The 14,660-nt window shown below is 69.9% G+C and carries 15 protein-coding genes and 1 pseudogene; 8 read left to right on the forward strand and 8 right to left on the reverse strand.

Annotation, left to right across the window (positions count from 1 at the left end):
* Positions 1-418: 418 nt before the first annotated feature.
* On the forward strand, positions 419-1,324 hold the full coding sequence (locus P8A20_RS35450) for an SMI1/KNR4 family protein (protein ID WP_371606709.1): 906 nt from the start codon (positions 419-421) through the stop codon (positions 1,322-1,324).
* A gap of 68 nt (positions 1,325-1,392) precedes the next feature.
* On the opposite strand, the gene P8A20_RS35455 is transcribed toward P8A20_RS35450, so the two are convergent.
* Entirely contained in the window at positions 1,393-2,379 is a 987-nt protein-coding gene (locus tag P8A20_RS35455) for a helix-turn-helix domain-containing protein (protein ID WP_147961924.1), read from the reverse strand.
* A 269-nt stretch (positions 2,380-2,648) separates the two neighbouring features.
* Between P8A20_RS35455 and P8A20_RS35460 the strand changes: the two genes are divergently transcribed.
* Positions 2,649-3,788, forward strand: a complete 1,140-nt coding sequence (locus P8A20_RS35460) for a winged helix DNA-binding domain-containing protein (RefSeq protein ID WP_147961923.1) — start codon at positions 2,649-2,651, stop codon at positions 3,786-3,788.
* Between the two features lie 106 nt (positions 3,789-3,894).
* Here P8A20_RS35460 and P8A20_RS35465 read toward each other — a convergent pair whose 3' ends face one another.
* Positions 3,895-4,362 carry an SRPBCC family protein gene (locus P8A20_RS35465; RefSeq protein ID WP_306104974.1) on the reverse strand — a complete coding sequence of 156 codons (468 nt, stop codon included), beginning with the start codon at positions 4,360-4,362 and terminating at the stop codon, positions 3,895-3,897.
* 116 nt (positions 4,363-4,478) lie between these two features.
* Positions 4,479-4,862: a DoxX family protein gene (locus P8A20_RS35470; protein WP_147961921.1), complete on the reverse strand. Its 384-nt coding sequence runs from the start codon at positions 4,860-4,862 to the stop codon at positions 4,479-4,481.
* A gap of 165 nt (positions 4,863-5,027) precedes the next feature.
* Here P8A20_RS35470 and P8A20_RS35475 point away from each other — a divergent pair, with 165 nt between their 5' ends.
* The 3 genes from P8A20_RS35475 to P8A20_RS35490 all read left to right on the forward strand — a co-directional run bounded on the left by P8A20_RS35475 (position 5,028) and on the right by P8A20_RS35490 (position 7,997).
* Complete coding sequence (locus P8A20_RS35475) at positions 5,028-5,858, forward strand: S1 RNA-binding domain-containing protein (RefSeq protein ID WP_147961920.1); 831 nt, start codon at positions 5,028-5,030, stop codon at positions 5,856-5,858.
* Positions 5,859-6,038: 180 nt separating this feature from the next.
* On the forward strand, positions 6,039-6,584 hold the full coding sequence (locus P8A20_RS35480; protein ID WP_147961919.1) for a DoxX family protein: 546 nt from the start codon (positions 6,039-6,041) through the stop codon (positions 6,582-6,584).
* 786 nt (positions 6,585-7,370) lie between these two features.
* Complete coding sequence (locus P8A20_RS35490; protein ID WP_147961918.1) at positions 7,371-7,997, forward strand: hypothetical protein; 627 nt, start codon at positions 7,371-7,373, stop codon at positions 7,995-7,997.
* Between the two features lie 163 nt (positions 7,998-8,160).
* On the opposite strand, the gene P8A20_RS35495 is transcribed toward P8A20_RS35490, so the two are convergent.
* Positions 8,161-8,979, reverse strand: a complete 819-nt coding sequence (locus P8A20_RS35495; RefSeq protein WP_306104975.1) for an SGNH/GDSL hydrolase family protein — start codon at positions 8,977-8,979, stop codon at positions 8,161-8,163.
* On the reverse strand, positions 8,966-9,535 hold the full coding sequence (locus tag P8A20_RS35500) for a PadR family transcriptional regulator (RefSeq protein ID WP_306104976.1): 570 nt from the start codon (positions 9,533-9,535) through the stop codon (positions 8,966-8,968). Before P8A20_RS35500 ends, P8A20_RS35495 begins: the two co-directional genes overlap by 14 nt.
* Positions 9,536-9,621: 86 nt before the next feature.
* Between P8A20_RS35500 and P8A20_RS35505 the strand changes: the two genes are divergently transcribed.
* Entirely contained in the window at positions 9,622-10,053 is a 432-nt protein-coding gene (locus P8A20_RS35505; protein WP_147961915.1) for a nuclear transport factor 2 family protein, read from the forward strand.
* A 234-nt stretch (positions 10,054-10,287) separates the two neighbouring features.
* Complete coding sequence (locus P8A20_RS35510) at positions 10,288-10,872, forward strand: GNAT family N-acetyltransferase (RefSeq protein WP_306105237.1); 585 nt, start codon at positions 10,288-10,290, stop codon at positions 10,870-10,872.
* Positions 10,873-10,889: 17 nt separating this feature from the next.
* Here the strand turns inward: P8A20_RS35510 and P8A20_RS35515 are convergent, their stop codons facing one another.
* From P8A20_RS35515 to P8A20_RS35530, 3 genes are all read right to left on the reverse strand, one after another.
* Entirely contained in the window at positions 10,890-11,171 is a 282-nt protein-coding gene (locus P8A20_RS35515) for a transposase (protein ID WP_187282308.1), read from the reverse strand.
* A gap of 243 nt (positions 11,172-11,414) precedes the next feature.
* Entirely contained in the window at positions 11,415-11,993 is a 579-nt protein-coding gene (locus P8A20_RS35525) for a restriction endonuclease (RefSeq protein ID WP_147961914.1), read from the reverse strand.
* Between the two features lie 207 nt (positions 11,994-12,200).
* A complete protein-coding gene (locus tag P8A20_RS35530; RefSeq protein WP_147961913.1) occupies positions 12,201-13,661 on the reverse strand; it encodes an amino acid permease in 1,461 nt (486 codons plus the stop codon).
* Between the two features lie 411 nt (positions 13,662-14,072).
* Here P8A20_RS35530 and P8A20_RS35535 point away from each other — a divergent pair.
* A pseudogene (locus P8A20_RS35535) lies at positions 14,073-14,637 on the forward strand (GNAT family N-acetyltransferase).
* Positions 14,638-14,660: the final 23 nt, after the last annotated feature.

The raw sequence follows: 14,660 nt of genomic DNA on the forward strand, positions 1-14,660 counted from the left end.
CGACCTGGGAACCTCTGGTGAGGCGCCTGCTGGCCGCCGACTCCCGGAGGCGGGACGGCCGGCCCGTCCGTGTGGGTGGGAGCGTCGGGAGACATGGCTGCAGTCTGCGCCTGGGTCGGGGACGAAGGCCGGCGGCGGACCGGGCCGTGGTGGAGCGTCTCCAGGAGGAGCTCACGCGCGGCGGGGTCGACGAGATCACCTTCACGGCGGACATCCGGCCGACAGGAAGGACCACACTCGGCCTGATCCGTGACTGCCCGTCCGTGGAAACCGCCCCCGGCCACCACGGCGTCGGCGTACTCGTCCTGGCCGAGGGGGCCCTTCCCGGACCTTGGCGCCGCCTCCCCGACCCGGTACCGAGGGCAGTCGCGGCACCATCGGTGGATCTGGAGCGCTGGACCGGACGCTTCGCGAGCGGTTGCCCGACTCCACCGGTGCGACGGACGAGGAGATCTCCGCCGCCGAGACGCGACTCGGCATCACGCTGCCCGACGAGCTCAAGGTGCTCTACCGGGTGACGGGGGCGAGGCGGGGGGAACGGCGCGAGGACCAGCAAGCCCGGCGGCGAGCCGACGCTGCGGTCGGCTGGGAGCTCTCCGCTCTGGACGACCTGCGCAGCGTCGAGGCGACGGCCCGTCACCCCCGCTGGGGTTCCGGGGCGAGGACGGCGGTTGTCACCCGGCCCGGCGACTCGGTGCAGAATCTGGCCGGCTCTCCCGGCTGGCTCGTCTTCTCGGGCCACGGCGACGAACTGGCCGTCGACCTGACACCCGGCCCGCGCGGATACACCGGGCAGATCATCCGGATCGACCACGAGCAGAGCATCGGTGCCGAACTCAGGGCCGACTCCCTCACCGATCTGGTCCTGAACCGGACGAAGCAGGAACGCCGAGGCCGGCGTGAGGACGGCCCTCCGGTCGTGGCCGGCATCGGTGACGGAAGCACGCAGACCATCGAGGCGGCCGCTGACCGCGCCTTGGAGGTCCTGACGGTCGGAGCAGGGGATCACGCTCCGATCAGCCTCGCGCCCGTCACCGCGCTGCCGCGCCTTCGTACCCTCATCGCGCACCCGGGCACTCTCGCCGAGCCGTTGGAGGTCGCCCGGCTCACGGGACTGGAGTTCCTGGAGCTCGGCACGCGGGATTGGCGGCTCCTCCTGGACGCCGGAGCCGTCCCACGCACCCTTTCGGCCGCCTCAGTCGCAGCGCAGGAAGATGAGGACCCCCAGTGCGTCGTCGACGTGGCCAACGAGATCCTGGTGCTCCGGGGCCGGCCCCGGATGGTCCGGACCGTCCTCGAAGGAGACCTCGGCCCGCTGTCGTAGCCGTGAGCTGCTCAACAGGCGACACACCTCCAGGTGTTCCGGCCCTCCGCTCGCACGACTGACGGGCGTCAAGGCGCCGGAAGGGAGAGGGGCGGCCGGCTCCCGTCCCGGCCCTGACGGTGCGGACGGAAGGTCCGGCGGTAGGCATCCGGGGGAACGCCGACCGTGCGGTTGAAATGCCGGCGCAGCGTCGTGGCGGTGCCCATGCCCGTGTTGGCTGCGATGGTGTCCAGCGTGTCGTCGGTGGTCTCCAGTAACTCCTGTGCGTGGCGTATCCGTTGGGTGAGCAGCCATTGCAAGGGGGTTGTGCCGGTCACCGTCCTGAAGTGGCGGCCCAGGTTGCGCGAACTCATCCGTGCCCGGCGGGCCATGTCCTCGACGGTGAGAGGGTGGTCCAGGCGCTGGACCACCCAGGGGAGGAGATCGGCGAGCGGATGGTTGTCCGGGGCGGGGACGGGAGTGGTCACGAACTGGGCCTGACCGCCGTCCCGGTGCGGCGGCACGACCAGACGCCGGGCGAGTGTGTTGGCGATCGAGGAGCCGTGGTCAAGGCGGACGAGGTGCAGGCACAGGTCCATCGCCGCGGCCTTGCCGGCCGAGGTCAGCACGCTGCCGTCGTCCACGTAGAGGACGTCCGGGTCGACCGCCACGCGGGGGTGGCGCCTGGTCAGCTCCTGCGTGTGGGCCCAGTGGGTGGTCGCTCGCCTGCCGTCCAGCAGGCCGGCAGCTGCGAGCACGAAGGCACCGGTGCAGAGAGACACCACGCGAGCACCCGCGTCATGAGCCGCGCGTACCGCGTCGACCAGCTCGACCGGCGGGTCCGTGTCGATGTCGGCCCACCCCGGCACGATCACCGTGTCGGCGTGCGGGAGGTGGTCGAGGCCCTGATCGGGTTCCAGCCGGAAGCGGCCGATACGCACGGCGCTCGGCCCGCAGACCGACAGGTGGTACAAGGGTGCGACCGAGCCGGGCATGTCCGCCCCGAAGACCTCGCACGCCAGGGACAGCTCGAAATGCAGCATGCCGTCGGTGACGGCCAGCGCGACAGTAGCCATGCCCGGAAGGTTACGGGGCACGGCGTTACGGACGACCACGAAGAAGCGCGCTTCCGCGCCACCACGAACGCTCGACCGTCCGACGTGTGTTGACGGTCCCGGAAGGGAGCCGGCGTCTCGCCACCCGTACCCCACGACCGGTGCTCGGAGGGGGACGAGGAGACGGTGCTCGTGTGCACGAGGGCCAGGACCGGACGGCGCGAGGTTCAACTGGGCCGAGGGCCGGGGTAATTACTCCACGCGAAGGACGCAGGTGGCATGATCCGGCCATGAGTTTCACCGTGCGGCAGCTCGCCCTGGCCACCCTGGACCGCCAGCTCCTGCTGGAGCGGCGGCGCATCGGTGTGGCGGACGCGGTGCGCCGAGTCTGCGCCCTCCAGGCGCAGACACCCGCATCGCCGTACCTGGCGCTGTGGAACCGGGTGCGGGACTTCGCGCCCGAACAGCTCGACGCTGCTTTCGCGGACGGCCGGATCGTGAAGGCGAGCCTCATGCGGATCACACTGCACGCCGTGCACGCAGAGGACTACGCGCACCACCACGCTGCCATGCTGAGCACCCTGCGGGCGTCGCGGCTGTACGACCGACGCTTCACCTCGACGGGACTGGATCCCGCAGACGCGGACGCACTGCTGCCCGAGCTCGCCGGATTCCTGGCACGGCCCCGCACCGGCGCCGACGTGGAGAACGAGGTCACCGCCCGGTTCGGCGAGCACGCGCACCGTGTGTGGTGGGCGCTGCGCACGTACGCGCCGCTGCGTCACGCCCCGACCGGCGGTCCCTGGTCGTTCACACTGCCGAACACGTACCTCGACTCCTCGGTGGCCGCGGGTGCTCCGTCGCAGGACGCGGGAGCGGGGACCCGATGGCTCCTGCTCGCCTACCTGCGGGCGTTCGGGCCTGCGTCGGCGCAGGACTTCGCGCGGTTCACCCTGCTGACGCGCCCCGCGATCACCCAGGCGCTGCACGAGCTCGGTGACCAGGTGGTGCGTGTGGCAGGTCCTGGCCGCGCCGCACTGTTCGACCTGGAGGGAGCCACCGTCCCTGCCGAGGACGTCCCTGCGCCGCCGAGGCTTCTGCCGATGTGGGACAGCACGCTGCTGGCCCACGCGGTACCCGGGCGCGTCGTGCCCGAGGAGTACCGGCCGCTCGTCGTACGGCGCAACGGTGACATGCTGCCTTGCCTGCTCGTCGACGGGCAGGTGGCCGGAGTGTGGCGCGCGATCGACGGCGGACTGGAACTGACCGCCTTCCACAAGCTCGGCAAGGCCGCGTGGCAGGGCCTGACCGAGGAGGCGGAGAAACTTGCGGCGCTGCTCGCCGACCGGGATCCAGCCGTCTACCGGCGCTACGGACACTGGTGGGACAAGGGCCTTCCCGGTGCCCGGACGACGAAGGTCAAGGCCTGACCGCGTCGCGCCGGCTCCACCCGCTAGGCGGGACGCAGACGCGGCGCCCGGACCGAGAGCCGACGCGAGCGCTTCGGCCCGACCGGAGCCCAGCGGCCGTCCCGGGTCAGCGGGCGGTTTCGACGTAGGAGGCCAGGTTGGCCAGCGACGAGGCGAGACCTGCTTCGTGGTCCGCCTGACCGATGCCGGCCGGCACGTCCACCGCGGTGACGGTCACCTCGGTGCCGCCACCGGCGCCGATGAGGTGCCAGGTCATCGTCATCGTGCCCGCGTACGCCGGGTCGTCGGCCTCGAACACCGCTCGCTGGACCACACGCTCCGCGGGCACCAGCTCGGCGAACCGGATGTCGACGACATCCGTCGCGTCCGAGGTCTTGCCGGGACCGCCGGTGGGGTCCAGATAGGTGAGCACCATCCGGAACCCGCCGCCGGGGCGGGGATCCCAGTGCTCGACCCGCCCGCGCATGCCCTCAGGTGGCAGCCAGGCCTCCAGCGACGCCCGGTCGAGGAGAGCGTTGTAGACAGTCGCCGGTGACGCCGCGATCACACGGCCGGCACGGTCGGTTCTGCTCATGCCCCGATCCTAGGGCCGGGAGCGACCTGATGAGGAGCGGCACTCGTGGCGTCATGTCCCGGCCCGGGCAGCCGCGCCGGAGCGGGCACCGGTCGCCTGGAGGGGCGGCGGGCCGTTCAGCCGGTCGTGGGGCGTGCTGCCGCGCGGGCCCAGAGATAGAGCGGGAGCTGGAGAGGGAGGCGGCCGTAGGCGAGTGCCCGCGCAGGTGCGGGGCGGGTGCGCCAGTCGTACGCCATCTTGAGGTTGGCGGGAAAGACACCGACGAAGAAGAGTGCGGTCGCCTGAGCGCTGAGTTGCCGTGTGCGAGGCGCCGCGATTCCCGCGGCGAGCGCCAGTTCCACCGCGCCGCTCACCCGGGTCCAGGACCTGGGGTTGCCGGGGAGGGCTCGCGGCACCATCGCGTCGAATGACGCGGGAGCGGCGAAGTGCGCGACCCCGGCCGCAGCCAGGAAACCTGCGAGCAGCAGGGGTGAGCGTGAGGTGAGGGGGATGCGTTCCATGAGGGCTCCTGGACCTTGACCGACGGTGCGGGACACAGAGGTTACTCCAGAGTAAGAAGAGGGTGCTCCCGCCAGGTGCATCAGGCCCGGCGGTCGACGCCGCGCAGCCGCCCCGGCGCGGCGACGTCGTCGCATGCGCGCGGCCCTGCTGGGAGGATGGGCGGCATGGGGGCGGCGTCGGGTGAGCGGGATCATCGGGAGTTCCTGGCGGGTATCCGTGTCGGTGACCTCTGGGGCGGGACCGTCGCAGAGGTCGAGCGGTCCCGGGTGACGGTGGTCCTGGACGGATTCCCGGCGCGCCCGCTGGGGATCATCTGGGCTCATGACGTCTCGTGGAGCTCGAGTCCGTCCGAGGTCATGAAGGCCGGGCGATGGATCACGGCGGAGGTGATCGCCGTCGACGTGGAGGAGGGCCGGGCCCGGCTGGCGACGACCGCCACCGAGAACCCGGAGCTGTGGGCGTTCCTGAAATCGCGGCGCAGCGGTGAGATCCTGTCCGGCACGGTCGCGGCCGTCGAACCGTTCGGCGTGTTCGTGGCGTTGGAGGACGGCCCGGAGCATCCGGTCCTTCCGGGCGTCGGGTTCATCACGATTCCCGAGCTGTCGTGGCGGCACGTCGAGGCGGTGTCGGACGTCGTTCAGGTCGGACACCACGTCTCGTGTGTGTTCCTGGGGTTCGACACCTGGTACGGAGAGGCTCGGCTTTCTCTCAGGGCCGCACGGCCGGACCCGTTCCAGGTGTTCGCCGACAGTGTCACGGCCGGCGAAGTGCTGCGGGGGAAGGTCACCAGGATGATCACGTTCGGTGTCTTCGTCCGGGTCGCCGATGGTGTCGAAGGGCTGCTCCACGCACGGGAGTTCGCCCTGGACCGCCCGGCAACTGCACGGCCCGCCGTCGAGGCCGGCGACGAGATCGCGGTTGTCGTCCTGGATGTCGACCGGCAGCGGCGCAGGCTGACTCTTTCCCGGTACCGGTCGTCGGCCGACTCCCGGTGAGCCCCGTACATCGCTGCCGACGGGCCGCTGGAGCGCGTCCCCGGTGCGGGTTACAGGCTGTCCTCGGCGGCCGTGAGCTGCCGTAAGTCCCTCACCCAGGAATTATTGAAGTTTCATGTATCGGTTAGGCTCGGGGCACGCTTGAAAGTTCAAGTTCACCTGGAAAGGAAATTCGTCCCCATGACTTCCGTCCTGAACCGCTCACTCACCCCGTCCTCGGCCGCCCCCGAAGGCGCATCGCCGCACGCGTACGACGTCGGTCTCCTGCTCGTCCGTGTCGTCCTCGGAGTGACCGTGGCCGCGCACGGCGCACAGAAGCTGTTCGGCTGGTTCGGAGGCGGGGGCATCGAGGGCACCGGCCAGTTCTTCACCATGAGCGGGTATCCCTCCGGGCGGACGATGGCCGTGATCGCCGGCCTCAGTGAGACCCTGGGCGGACTCGGTCTGGTGCTCGGTCTTCTCACGCCGCTGGCCGGAGCCGCCGTCCTCGGCACGATGATCAACGCGCTGGCCGTCAAGTGGGGCGGCGGATTCTTCGCTCCTGCGGGTGTCGAATACGAGGTGCTCCTGCTTGCCGGAGCCGCCGGACTCGCACTCACAGGGCCCGGCCGGATCGCGGTGGACCGCTTCCTGCCCGGCCTGCGCGCGCACCGGCTCGCCTACGGGGTGGCCGCTGTGCTGCTTGCCGCGGTGATCGCCGCCCTCGTTCTGCTGATCCGGAACTAGGCGCTACCTCCCCTTATGGGGTGACGGCGGGCCGCCCGGCCCTGCTCCTCGCACGGTGGCGCAGGCTGCGGGCGGCGTTCCCAGGTGGATACCAAGGGGGCCGTCGCCGGATCGAGTCGTCCGGTGGCGACGTTCGACATGTGTCGGCCGATGTCCTTGTCGGTCGCGATCTCCGCCGCCACGAGCCGACCGCGGATCTGCCGGGCCGTCGCCGCATCGAGGACGGTGCACGCCGCAGAGGCGATCGGGAAGTGGGCGTCGGCCCGGATGTCGCGCAGGCCGGCTTCGCGTAGCGGCCGGGGCAGTGTGTGGCCGTGCGAGAGGTCCGCGCCGCGTCCCGCCGTGGCTCGCGGAATTGGGCGGGAGGTGGCCTCCCGGGCCTACGACACGTCGATGTCGGTGCACACCGCGCGGCCGGCGGTTCCGGCGCGCTCGGCCAGGCCGGCGGGGCTGCCTGCCCCGACCTCCCGGCACCGCATTCCGCGGGTGACGCCGATCCCGTCGACGTGGCGGAACGTCACCGGGTCGAACAGCTCAGCCTGAGCGTCGAACCGAGCGCCTGCCTTCGACTGCTGATTGCCGAGCAGCTACCCGCTGTCCATGCCGCGCTCGACCGCGTCCTCTCTCGCCGCCACACCGACTCGAAGTCCAGCGCGGTCCGGTCGGGGTGTCATGCGCCTCGCGTCGGCCTTCGGGTCGGGGGCAGACTCGCGACAGGATCGGCTGCCGTGGCCTTTCTCGACAGTTTTACTTGTCGTGCACCTTTCTCGCAGGTATGTTTGTCGCATGGATGATGTGACAGGGATTCCGACCCCTGACAAGGACGACGAAACCTTCTGGGCGACAGTCATGACCCAGGTGGAGCCCGCCTGGAGCGAGCCCACCGAGGATGACGCGTTCTCCATGGACGACAAGGTGCTCGAAGCGGTCCGGGCGCTCGCCGAACGGATCTCGACACGTGCGCTGGCCTACCGCACCGCCGGTCGCCCCTTCGATCCCGCGCTCATGGCGGCGCCCGATGTGCAGTTGGCGCTGCTCCGGGCGTTGTACGAAACCAAGCGGTCCGTCGACCGGCTGGCGGAGAGTGCCGCCACCGTCGCCGGCCGCAGCGGGGCCAGCTACACGCAGCTGGGTGCGGCCTGGGGCGGCATCAAGCGTCAGTCCGCCCGTCTCAAGTGGCCCCACGCCGTGGCGAAGAGGACCGCCGGGCAGTCCATTCCGCTCCAGTACGCGGGGGGCTCCGCTCTCATCCATCACGACCCGGACTCCGATTCCTGGTGGTTTGCGGCCACCGCCGCGGACCAGCAGCAGGAGGAGTCCGAGGCCGTCCACGGCACCTCCACCGAGGCCATCGCCCGGGCGACCGAATTTCTCCTGGCGCACGGCCTGCCCAGCAGGCAGGCCTCCGCGTGATGTGACCACGACGCCGTTGCCGGTGCAGCGCCGTCCACGGCCCGGCACCGGCTGCGTGCCGTACCTCCGGGTGTCGACCCGAGCAGGGCTCAGGCGGTTCGCACGGACCCGCACGAGGTTCGCAACCGGCGGTACAGCGGCCCGGTCCGAGGTGTCGCCGGCCCTACGGGAGTTCCCGTCGGCCCATGTCCTCCGCCGAGGGGGACGTGATGATCACCGGCAGCAGTTGGGGGCGTTTCGAGGTGCGGCCGTCACCGGAGGACCGAGCGCGCAGGCGGCGTCCGAGCCACGGGCCGAGGAACGCGGCGGCCCAGCGCAGCTCGGCGCCCGTGGCCTGCCGGCCGGTGGGAACCGTCCGGGGAGGCAGGGGCAGCGACCAGGTGTCGTCGCTACCCGGCAGGCCGAGGGTACGGGCGGCGGCAGCGGCGATCCGCTCATGACCGAGAGGGCTGGCGTGGAGCCGGTCCGCACCCCACAGCCGCGGATCGGTGGCGACGGCCGATCGGCCGGTCTCGACGACCGTGACCCCGTGGCGGGCGGCCGCCGAGCGGATACGGGCGTTGAGATCCAGGAGACGGGGCCTGATCGGCCGGGCGAGCGGCACGATCTTCGTCACATCGGGGAAGGTCAGCGTCACGACATGGGCGCCGGCCTGTGTGAGGGCGGCGAACATCTCCTCCACGTGCCCGATCACCGCCGCGGCGTCGAACCGGGGCCGGAGCGCGTCGTTGACCCCGGCCACCACGGTCGCCAGATCGGGCCGCAGGGCGAGAGCAGGCCCCAGCTGTTCGGCTCGGACCTGCCCGGCGAGGCGGCCGCGCACGGCCAGGTTGGCGTACAGGACCTCGGAGCCGCCGACGGCGAGGTGTTCGGCGAGCCGGTCGGCGAATCCGCGCAGCCCGACGGTGTCGTCCCCGTCGCCGAGCCCTTCGGTCTGACTGTCGCCCAGGGCGACGTAGCGCAGGTATTCACCGTTCGGCATGGTTCGACTGCCTTTCCCTGAGGATGCCTGCGATTCTGAGGCACCAGGTCAGGTGTTCCTGCTCGAAGGCCAGGCCTCGCAGGCATGTGAGGTACGGCCCGATCCGCTCGCCCCGGAGGAGGAACTCCTCCTCGTCCATGTCGCCGCGCAGTTGCCGTAGCAGCTTGCCGAGAAGTTCGATCTTGGCTTCGGCGGCGGACGCCCGCTCTTCGAGCTGTCCGATCACCGGCGCTGTGCCGATTCGGTCGGCGACCTGGACCTTCACCAGCAGGTCGTCGCGGATGAAGGAGGGTTTCGCCACGGTTTCGGCGAACGCCTCCAGTTCGGCGCGACCGGCGTCGGTGACCTGGAACAGCCGTTTGTTCGGGCGGGTCTCCTGGACCACCTGCCGGCCCGAGACCAGCCCCTCCTTCTCCAGCTTGGTCAGCTCGGCGTACAGCTGCTGCGGCAGGGCGTGCCAGAAGTTCGCGACGCCGATGTCGAATGCCTTCGCCAACTGGTATCCGCTGTACTCGCCGTCCAGCAGTGCCGCGAGCACCGCATGCCGCAAGGCCATCGAAGAGCCCCTTCCCTTTCCTCGTCCCTCGCTGCATCATACTCAAGAAACTGATTAGTCATATTCTTGAGTAACTGGGAGAGGTCATGGAGACTGCCGAACGCTTCCGCGACGCGGTGGAGAAGGGTGAACTGGACGCGCTGGGAAACCTGTTCACGGAGGAAATCCGTCTCTACAGTCCTGTGAAGTTCACGCCCTTCGAGGGCAAGCCGATGGTGCTGGGACTCTTCGGGGTCCTGTTGCGCACCTTCGAGGACTTCCGCTACGTCGGGGACCTCGAGGGCACGGCGCTGACCAGCGCCGACGGCGAGGATGCCAGGTCCACGATCCTGGTCTTCCGGGCAACGGTGAACGGCAAGGAGATCCATGGAATCGACCTGCTCCAGTTCGACGAGGCCGGCCTGATCAAGGAGTTCACCGTGATGGTCCGGCCCCAGTCGGCTGTGCACGCCCTGGGACAGGCCGTACTCGAAGGCCTGGTCGCAGACGGCCTCGCCCCGCAGGCTGTCGACCGTTAGGCGTCGCTCCCCACGACGTGTCCGCCCGGTGAGCGCGCAGGCGGATCTGGACGAACCGGCGCCCTGGGCGGCTGCCTCGGCCGGGTGGCCGACCGGAGTTCTCGGGCGGTCGCCCGGCACTGTCGCTTCCTGCCGGAGGGCCAGGAGCTGTCCTGACGATCACTGTCCACGGTTCGTCCGGTGGGGATGCGGCTGGTCTTGACCTGTATCGTCGCTGTCGGGCGATCATTGCTCGTGACTCGCGAATTGTCGACGCCGCCCGCAGTTTCCTTCGGTCTGCTCTCGGGCTCCCCTCAGCCCGTTCTGCCCGCTGCTCAAGGTCTGTTGCTGCGACCTTGGGAACAGGCTGACGCTCCGGTGTTCCTCTCCGCCTACCAGGACGATGAGATCTGCCGCTGGCACACGCGCCGCCCTCGGACGGAGGCGCGCGTCCTGGAGTGGTTCGATGCCTACCACCAGGACTGGAGAAGCGAGAAGGGCGGTCACTGGGCTGCCGCCCGCAAGGACGGTGAGGTCCTCGGCCGGATCGCGCTGCGCGGCTTCGACTTCAACGACGGTGTCGCCGACGTCAGTTACTGGGTTCTCCCGACTGCCCGAGGCCGCGGTGTCGCGACCTCGGCGTTGGCAGCACTCTCCACCTGGGCGCTGGATGAGATCGGTTTCCACCGCCTGTACCTGGAGCATTCGACGCGCAACCACGCCTCCTGCGGGGTTGCCACCAAGTCCGGCTACCTTCTCGAAGGAACCCAGTGCAGTGCGGCCATGCATGACGACGGCCGGCACGACATGCATCTGCATGCCCGAATCCGAGGGGATTGAGCCTGTCGGTCAACCGGTCATGAACTTAGCCGGATGAGGAGCACGGCGACGGTGACGGTGCCGAGGAAGACGCAGCAGCGTTTGTCGTATCGCGTCGCGACGGCCCGGGAGTTCTTGCGTCTGTTGATGGCCCGCTCAACGGTGTTGCGCTTCTTGTACCGGTCCTCGTCGAAGCCTGGTGGACGTCCGCCTCGCGCTACTCTGCGCAGGCGGGCGGCCCAGGCCCTCGCCTCGCTCACCACCTCCACCAGCTGGCCGACCAGGCTCTGCCACGGAGTCTCGTCCTGATGTTCTGCCACCTTGCCCCCTTTGGCGCGGGCGGCTGGGTGGTGCGGGCGCCTGCCGCGTGTTGGTGGGCGCGCACGACGGTGGAATCCATCGAGATGTCCCAGTCGATCTGGCCCGCCATGTCGGCTGCGGTCTGGGCCTGGAACACCGAGCAGATCAGCTGGCGGTCACATGATCGGCCGGACAGCTACCGGTCGGCCGGCCTCGCCCGCGTCATCGGCTCGGGAACCGGCGGGCAGGACCTGCACACGTCGTCAGTCGTGGTCGGAGCGGAGCTTGCGATGGGTGCCGGAACGGCCGATGTCCAGGTCCAGCAGCGATGCCAGCGCGGTGCCGTTGTTCCAGAAGCCGAGCAGATTGATGTCGATGAGCGTCAGACGCTGGCGGGCGGCGAATGCGCGGGCCGGCTTCGTGAAGACGCAGGAGGCCACGAAGACGGGGACGTCGGCGCCGTGTTCGGCGCGCGCGGTGCCGTTGAAGGTCTGGATGTCGCGGCTGCCGACCGTGCGGTGCTTCGCGTATCGCTTGCACTGGACGACGATCTTCCGGCCGTCCGGCAGGCGGCCGATCACATCGGCTCCCAGGTCGCCCGAACCGCCGACCCGCCTGACATCGGTGCAGCCGTCTCGGCGGCACAGCCCGGCTACGTACTCCTCGAACTCGCGGTCGTTCATCGCCCATACCGTCTCCAGCGACCTACGTGCCTGCCGGCGGGCTTCCTCGGCGAGCCGGGCCCTCTCCGCCCGCGCCTCCCGCCGTCCCGCGCGCACCACGCCCGTGACGACGACTGCGGCGACCGCGGTGCAGAGTGCCGAGAGCAGGACCAGCCCCATGCGTACGTACCGTCCTCGTTTCCGGTGGTGTGCCGTCCTGTTGCTCCCCACTCGGAGGCCGGTCCACTCGGGGCGCGGATGATTCGGCGCGGGATCGTTCCACGTCGATATGCCCGTGGGCGGCCGGATACGGGTGTGGCCCCCACTGGAGGGTGGGGGCCACACCGTTCGACCGGCGCTGAGGCTCCGGGCGGGCGCGGGAACGATTCAGGCGTCCTGCCTGGCCCGCGCCATCTCGCGCACCCGGCCCCGGACGAGGAACCAGCCGCCGACCAGCGCCGCCGCGATCAGCGGTACGAGAGTCACGGTGGTCCGGCCTACCCCGCCGCCCCACCACATCAGGAAGGCTACGCCGACGAGGAACAGCAGGGTGACGATCTGGGTGTACGGGGCCCACGGCAGGCGGTAGGCAGGCCTGGTGACCCGGCCGTGCTGCGACCGGTACCAGAAGGCGAGCGAGCAGAGCATGATCATGCCCCAGGTGCCGAGGATCCCGATGGACGCGAAGTTCAGCACGATCTCGAACGCCTGGCCGGGCACCACGTAGTTCAGCCCTACGCCCAGCACTCCGAAGCCCGCGGTCAGCAGGATGCCGCCGTAGGGCACCTGCCCCTTGTTCATCAGGCCGGTGAAGCGGGGAGCGGAACCCGAGAGCGCCATGGAGCGCAGGATGCGGCCGGTGGAGTAGAGGCCGGAGTTCAGGCTGGAAAGGGCGGCCGTGAGCACGACCAGATTCATCACGCCGGCCGCACCCGGTACACCGAGCTTGTCCATGACGGTGACGAACGGGCTCTGGTCCCCGGAGTACGCGGTGTAGGGAAGCAGCATCGCGAGCAGGACCACCGAGCCCACGTAGAACAGTCCGACCCGCCACATGATGGAGTTGATCGCGCGCGGCATGATCTTCTCGGGGTTCTCCGTCTCACCGGCGGCGACGCCGCACAGCTCGACCGAGGCGTAGGCGAAGACGACGCCCTGGATCACGAGCAGCATCGGCAGCGTGCCGACGGGGAAGACGCCCGTGTCCGAGACCGTGCTCAGCCCGGGGGTGTGGCCGTCCACCGGATGCTGGGTGACGACGAGGAAGATACCGATCAGCATGAAGGCGACAAGCGCCGCCACCTTGATGATCGCGAACCAGAACTCCATCTCGCCGAAGTACTTCACCGAGATGAGGTTGGCCGTGAGCACCACGGCCAGGGCGATCAACGCGAGGACCCACTGGGGGATGTCGCTGAACATGCCCCAGAAGTGGGCGTACGTCGCCGCTGCCGTGATGTCCGCGATCGCTGTGGTCGACCAGTTGAGGAAATAGAGCCAGCCGGCCGCGAAGGCGCCCTTCTCGCCCATGAACTCACGGGCGTAGGAGACGAAGGCGCCGGAGGACGGGCGGTAGAGGATCAGCTCACCCAGCGCGCGCACGACGAAGAACGCGAAGACGCCGCAGACGGCGTACGCGATGGCGAGCGAGGGGCCGGCGTCGGCGAGACGGCCGCCCGCGCCCAGGAAGAGCCCCGTGCCGATCGCGCCGCCGATGGCGATCATGTTGATGTGGCGGGACTTGAGGTCCTTGCTGTAACCGGCGTCGCCGGCGTCCACGTGGGGGGAAGTCGTCGCCGGTGTGCCGGCGCCGAGCTGATCGGCTGCTGTGATGCTGCCGTCACTCATGTAGGGGGTTCGCCTTTGTGAGGGGGGAGATGGTCGGTCCCGGCCGGGCCCGTGGGGGGTGGGCAATCCGGCGATGGCTCGAAGGCGCATGATCAGGAACCCTGTGATTCTGGCAGTGCGGCGTACCCGGCGAAAACAAATCTGAGGTATTTCAGAGGTTTCGGCTGGGTAAAGTGGCCTCGGGTGTGGGGGAGCGCCGGGCCGGGTGACCGGCCCGCCGTCCGACGCATTGTCTTGCATCCGAACGTTGATGTCGGCACCCTGTGTGCCCGGCCGGGCACGGCGGACGCTGTCCTGCGCGGGGAAGCGCTCCCGGGTGTGCGGCCGGGTCCCGCTGCCGCTGTTCGGTGGCCGACGCGCGCGGCCGTCGTCCTCTTTCGTCCTGCGCGTCCGACCTGAAGGAGTGGTGCCATGAACGACATGTGGACCGGTGGCAAGGTGCGCCTCCGCGGCGTCGAGCCGGAGGACTGGAAAGGCTTCCGGGACCGGCCCGGAACACTGCCGACGCACGCGCAGCCGACCAGGTCGAGCCCCGCGTTCCGACGAGAGCTTCCGGTCCTGGACCGCTGAACGCGCCCGGAGGCCTCCTGGCGGCGAAGCGTTTCGACTGGTGGTCGAGGTGCTCGCCGACCCTGTCTTCGCCGGGACCGTGACCGTCGGAGAGACCGACAACCGTGCCGGTCGGTTCAGGACGGGCATCGAGATATCCCGTGACCACCGCGGGAAGGGGTACGCGACCGAGGCCACCGAGCTGATCCTCACCTACATGTTCGGGGAACAGCGCCTCAACAAGTGCGAGGTGGAGGTCTACGCCTTCAACGAGGCGTCCCTCGCCCTCCACCGCAAGCTGGGATTCGTCGACGAAGGGCGCCTTCGCCAGCACCAGTACTTCGCGGGCGGCTATCACGACATGGTGTTGCTGGGCATCACCGCCGACGAGTTCTGGGTCACGCACGGACGTCCCTCGGTCCGGTGACCCGTGAGAGGGCCTCGGTGCGC

Origin of the sequence: Streptomyces sp. Alt3 (assembly GCF_030719215.1) — a bacterium.
In the GTDB taxonomy this organism is placed as follows: Bacteria; Actinomycetota; Actinomycetes; order Streptomycetales; family Streptomycetaceae; genus Streptomyces; species Streptomyces glycanivorans.

Excerpts from the sequence above, each read along its gene's own strand:
- P8A20_RS35525 (WP_147961914.1), bottom strand. The coding sequence starts at position 11,993 with ATGGGGCTGGTCCTGCTCTCGGCACTCTGCACCGCGGTCGCCGCAGTC.
- P8A20_RS35495 (WP_306104975.1), bottom strand. The coding sequence starts at position 8,979 with ATGCCGAACGGTGAATACCTGCGCTACGTCGCCCTGGGCGACAGTCAG.
- P8A20_RS35475 (WP_147961920.1), top strand. The coding sequence starts at position 5,028 with ATGGGGGCGGCGTCGGGTGAGCGGGATCATCGGGAGTTCCTGGCGGGT.
- P8A20_RS35455 (WP_147961924.1), bottom strand. The coding sequence starts at position 2,379 with ATGGCTACTGTCGCGCTGGCCGTCACCGACGGCATGCTGCATTTCGAG.
- P8A20_RS35470 (WP_147961921.1), bottom strand. The coding sequence starts at position 4,862 with ATGGAACGCATCCCCCTCACCTCACGCTCACCCCTGCTGCTCGCAGGT.
- P8A20_RS35465 (WP_306104974.1), bottom strand. The coding sequence starts at position 4,362 with ATGAGCAGAACCGACCGTGCCGGCCGTGTGATCGCGGCGTCACCGGCG.
- P8A20_RS35460 (WP_147961923.1), top strand. The coding sequence starts at position 2,649 with ATGAGTTTCACCGTGCGGCAGCTCGCCCTGGCCACCCTGGACCGCCAG.
- P8A20_RS35480 (WP_147961919.1), top strand. The coding sequence starts at position 6,039 with ATGACTTCCGTCCTGAACCGCTCACTCACCCCGTCCTCGGCCGCCCCC.
- P8A20_RS35500 (WP_306104976.1), bottom strand. The coding sequence starts at position 9,535 with ATGGCCTTGCGGCATGCGGTGCTCGCGGCACTGCTGGACGGCGAGTAC.
- P8A20_RS35505 (WP_147961915.1), top strand. The coding sequence starts at position 9,622 with ATGGAGACTGCCGAACGCTTCCGCGACGCGGTGGAGAAGGGTGAACTG.
- P8A20_RS35530 (WP_147961913.1), bottom strand. The coding sequence starts at position 13,661 with ATGAGTGACGGCAGCATCACAGCAGCCGATCAGCTCGGCGCCGGCACA.
- P8A20_RS35490 (WP_147961918.1), top strand. The coding sequence starts at position 7,371 with ATGGATGATGTGACAGGGATTCCGACCCCTGACAAGGACGACGAAACC.